Source organism: Actinosynnema sp., from assembly GCF_052038725.1.
Map to the genome: position 1 here is coordinate 1 of NZ_JBQGCX010000755.1, position 4,252 is coordinate 4,252.

Consider the following 4,252-nt stretch of genomic DNA (forward strand, 5'->3'; position numbering starts at 1 on the left):
TTACCTGTGGCCGGTGCCGCGGGGTTGACCGCGGTTCCGGGAACGGCCGGCGCGCCGGAGGAGCCCCCGCCGGCGCGCGGCGCGCTCAGGCGTTCGACGCGGGCGCGGGGGCCCGCTTCCACTCCATCCGGCACCACGGCAGCGCCAGCTCGTCCCTGCTGGACACCAGCTGCGGCGCGCGGGGTTCCACCGCCGCGGCCTCGCGGTGCCTGGCGAACACCGACTCGGCGTACCGGTGCCCGGTGTCCGCCGCGACGAACACCGCCGTGCGGTGCGGGATCAGCTCCCGCTCCCACCGCGCCGCCAGGAACCCGGCCCCGGTGGACAGCCCGGCGAACACCGCGTGCCGCCGCAGCAGGTCCACCGACCCGGCCAGCGCCGAGTCGAACGAGCACCAGTGCACCACGTCGTACAGCTCGTGCGCGACGTTCCCGAACACGATCGAACTCCCGATCCCGGCGATGATGATCTCCGGGTCGACCACGTGCTCGCTGCCGAAGGTGATGCTCCCGAACGGTTGCACGCCGACGAGCTCGGTGTCCGGCCGGAGCTGCCGCAGGTAGGTCGCGAGCGCCCCGGTGGACGCCCCCGAGCCGACCCCGCCGACCAGCGACACCCCGCCGCCGACCTCGGCGGCGATCTGCTCGGCCACCACCCGGTACCCCAGGTAGTGCACGTCGTCGTGGTACTGCCGCATCCAGTGGTACTCGGGGTGCTCGTCCAGGACCTCCCGCACCCGCCGGACCCGGCGGTCCTGGTCCAGCTTCAGGTTCCGCGACGGCGGCATCTGCTCCAGCTCCGCCCCGAGGACCGCGAGCTGCGCGCGCAGCACCGAGTCGACCGTGGTGGAGCCGATGATCAGGCACCGCAGGCCGAACCGGTGGCAGGCCAGCGCGAGCGCGTACGCGTAGATCCCGCTGGAGCTGTCCACCAGCGTGTCACCGGGGCGGACCACCCCGCGCGCCAGCAGGTCCTCCACGGCGGCGAGCGCCGAGACGACCTTCATCGTCTCGAAGCGCACGCAGACGAGTCCGTCCTCCAGGCTGATCAGATCGGGTCGGGCGATGGCGGACGCGACGTGGTCGTGCACGGTTCTCCTCCGCTTGATCGTTCGGCTCTGCTCGCCGGTCAGCTCCCCGGCGCGTCGAACACCCCGGTGACCGGGATCCCGTCGCGCGCCAACAACCGCGCGCACTCGGCGGCGCGGGTCCGGGAGCCTGCCCGGTCCGCGCGGAACAGCACACCGGCGACGTTGCCGCTGTGCGCGACCTGCACGCCGACCGCCCCGGCCTCCTCGGCCGCGCCGAGCAGGTCCGGCAGCTCGGCCTTGGGCAGCCTGCGCTGGTTCAGCAGCGCGCTGCGGGTGCACACCCGGCCCAGCAGCACCGGGTCGCCCAGCCGCACCGCCCGCCGGACCTCCTCGCGCAGCGAGGCGAACTCCGCCACCTCGTCGTCGGAGTAGTCGTCGACCGGCAGCGCCGCCGTGTCCACCGCCGCGCCGCCCCCGGTCAGGCAGCCCAGCACCACCAGCGGCGGCAACCGCTCGCCCAGCACCTCGATCACCGCGCCCTCCCGCTGCGCGAACAGCACCGGCCGCGCGTCCAGCATGAGCGGGTCGCTGGCGGACTCGACGCCGACCGCGATGCCCGCGACCTCCTGCGGTCCCAACGAGATCCGGTAGGCGTCGGCGACCGCGCGCACCGCCGCGATGAGGTCGCTGGTGGACGAGCCCATGCCCAGCCCCACCGGGACCCCGCCGGACAGCAGCACCCGGCCGCCCACCACCGCGCGCCCGGTCAGCCTGGCGCACACCCGCACCGCCGTCTCCGCCGCCAGCGCGGTGTTCACCCGGTCCTCCGGGACCACGCGCACCTCGCCGGGCCGCAGCGCCGGGTCGGGCCGGAACTCGGCGCGGGTGCGCGGCTCGTCCAACCGCAGCGTGATCAGGCCGTTGCGCCGCGCGCCCGCCCGGTCGGCGAAGCAGCCCTGCAGGAGCTCGCCGTGGTGGCTGGGCGCGTGACCGGTTCCGCGCGCCCGCACGTCCGGCCGGGAGCTGTCGAGCACGGGCCTCCTCGGCTCGGACGCGGGGCGCGCGGGTGTTCGGCTCATCGGGACGACCTCATCCGGACAGTCTCGCCCGGTAGCGGTAGAGCCGGGTCGGTTCCGCGCTGAACTGCGAGAAGGGGAACGGCTCCGCGGACAGCGCGGTCACCCCGGCGCCGAGGAAGTGCCTGGCCACGGCGCTGCCGGTCTGCGCGTACACCACCAGCGGTACGCCGCGCTCCCGGCAGGAGGCCAGGATCACGTCGAAGCTGCCGTTGCTCAGCGTCATGCCGGTGGCCACGACCGCGTCCGCGACCGGCAGCACGTCGTGCATCGAGCGCGTGACCGGGTCGCCCCACTGCGTGGTGGTGAGGTTCAGATCGCACGGCAGGCACTCCGCGCCGCGCGCCCGGATCGCGGCGACCAGCGGGTTCACCACGCCGATCAGCGCGACCTTCGCGCCCGCGGGCAGGTCGAGCAGGCCCGCGATGGCGGCGTCCCTGGCGACCGCCCTGACCTCCGGCGTCCCGGCGGGCAGCTCGACCGGCTCGGCGTGCTCCGCCTCGTGGTGCGGGGCGGTGGTGGCCAGGTAGGCGTCCAGGGCGGCGATCCGCAGCGGCAACCGCTCGTCGCGCAGCAGCTCCTCCAGCGGCTGCCCGGACAGCTCCGCGCACACCTCCGGCGTCAGCTCCCCGGCCTCGAACGCGCAGGCACCGAACGCCGCGCCGACCCGCGCGAGCAAGTACTGGTTGCGGTAGGTGACGTTCCCGCCCGCGAGGCGGGTGCCGTGGTGGGCCCAGAACACGCTGGTGGCCACGACGTCCGCCGGGTCGGGGCCGAGGCGGCCCGCGAGCACGTCGGCGATCAGCCCGTCGACGGCGCCGCTCACGCGGTCACCGCCTCGGTGAAGCGGAAGACGTGGGTGACGACCCCGTCCTCCCAGTCGTGCCGGTGCTCCAGCGCGGGGGACAGTCCGATGCGGACGGCGTGCGACACGATCGCCTTGAGGTCGGCGGTGTTCGACAGCGCGACGTACACCCGGCCGCCCTCGGCGAGCAGGTCCCGCCGCACGAGCTGGTCGAAGAACCGGGTGACGATCACCGCGCCCTCGCACACGTTCCGCACCACGTCGGGGTCGTCGCTGACCCGCTGGCTCACGGCGGGCGGGTTGAACGTGACCACGTCCAGCCGCTCGCCCTCGGGCACCGGGTCGAACAGGTCGCCGACGCCGGGGACCAGCGCGCTCCCCCCGTCGACGAACTCGGCGAAGTGCCCGGCCGCCGCCTCGACGCTCGGCGCGTGCACGTCCAGCGCGTAGACCTTGGCCGCTCCCGCGACCCCGGCCGCGACGGCCTCGACGCCGAGCCCGACGCCCATGGCGGCGTACACCAGGCCCCGCACGGCGATCCGGCCGTCCAGCAGCCGCTCGTGGACCATGCGGCTGGTGGCGCCGGGGGTGAACACGCCGGGTGGCACCCGGAAGGTCCAGCCGTTCCACTCGTACGACCGAGTCGAGCCGATGTCCTCCTTCGGCGTGTTGATGCGGACGATGTGCTCGGCGGGGAGGAGGTCGGGCAGTTCAGCGATCAACGGGTGGCCGGGCGAGGTCGTGTTCACTCGTTCTCCTGCGCTTCGCCTGCGGAGGACGGCCCTCCGCGCCCCGCCAAGGTATGCAATGAAAATCATTTTCTTCTACCCCCATTCGTGTCAACCGCGTCCGGGTTCGGCGACGGGGTGTGATCGGGGTTCGGCTTCACGTCGGGTCGATGTGAGAACGACAACGGTTTTCACTACCCTGGTGCGGACCCCGATGTCCCCACCCCTCAGCGAGGAGCGGTCGCGATGCCCCCCACCACCGAAGAACTGCGAGGGGACGCCCCGCCCCGCGGTCCGCTGCTGCTCGACCCCGCCTTCCTGAGGCTGTGGTGCGGCGCCACGGCGTCCGGCCTGGCCACCTGGAGCCTGCCGTTCGTGCTGGGCCTCGCGGTCCTGGAGCGCTCGATCACCCCGACCGTCCTCGGGCTGGTGCTCGCCGCCCGCACGGTCGGCTTCCTGCTCGCCGTGCCCGCGGCGGGCGTGCTGGCCGACCGGTACTCGCGCCGCGCCGTCGTGCTCTGGGCCGGACTGGCGGCGGCCGTGGCCGCGCCGGTGATCGCCTACGGGCTCGGCCGCTCCGCGCTCGTCATGGCGGTGGCCGCGCTCGTCGCGG

General features: G+C 74.3%; 5 protein-coding genes. 1 reads left to right on the plus strand and 4 read right to left on the minus strand.

Annotated elements, in window-relative coordinates:
* Positions 1 to 85: 85 nt before the first annotated feature.
* Genes ACTUAL_RS15665 through ACTUAL_RS15680 form a run of 4 tightly spaced genes read right to left on the minus strand, consistent with a single transcriptional unit; the run spans position 86 to position 3,660 of the window.
* Positions 86 to 1,090 carry a pyridoxal-phosphate dependent enzyme gene (locus ACTUAL_RS15665; protein WP_440900777.1) on the minus strand — a complete coding sequence of 335 codons (1,005 nt, stop codon included), beginning with the start codon at positions 1,088 to 1,090 and terminating at the stop codon, positions 86 to 88.
* 38 nt (positions 1,091 to 1,128) lie between these two features.
* Entirely contained in the window at positions 1,129 to 2,109 is a 981-nt protein-coding gene (locus tag ACTUAL_RS15670) for a GHMP family kinase ATP-binding protein (RefSeq protein WP_440900778.1), read from the minus strand.
* A 10-nt stretch (positions 2,110 to 2,119) separates the two neighbouring features.
* Positions 2,120 to 2,932 carry a Rossmann-like domain-containing protein gene (locus ACTUAL_RS15675; protein WP_440900779.1) on the minus strand — a complete coding sequence of 271 codons (813 nt, stop codon included), beginning with the start codon at positions 2,930 to 2,932 and terminating at the stop codon, positions 2,120 to 2,122.
* A complete protein-coding gene (locus ACTUAL_RS15680) occupies positions 2,929 to 3,660 on the minus strand; it encodes a methyltransferase (RefSeq protein ID WP_440900780.1) in 732 nt (243 codons plus the stop codon). The genes ACTUAL_RS15675 and ACTUAL_RS15680 overlap by 4 nt, the downstream gene beginning before the upstream one ends.
* A 225-nt stretch (positions 3,661 to 3,885) precedes the next feature.
* Between ACTUAL_RS15680 and ACTUAL_RS15685 the strand changes: the two genes are divergently transcribed.
* A partial coding sequence (locus tag ACTUAL_RS15685) for an MFS transporter (RefSeq protein ID WP_440900781.1) occupies positions 3,886 to 4,252 on the plus strand: 367 nt, incomplete at its 3' end.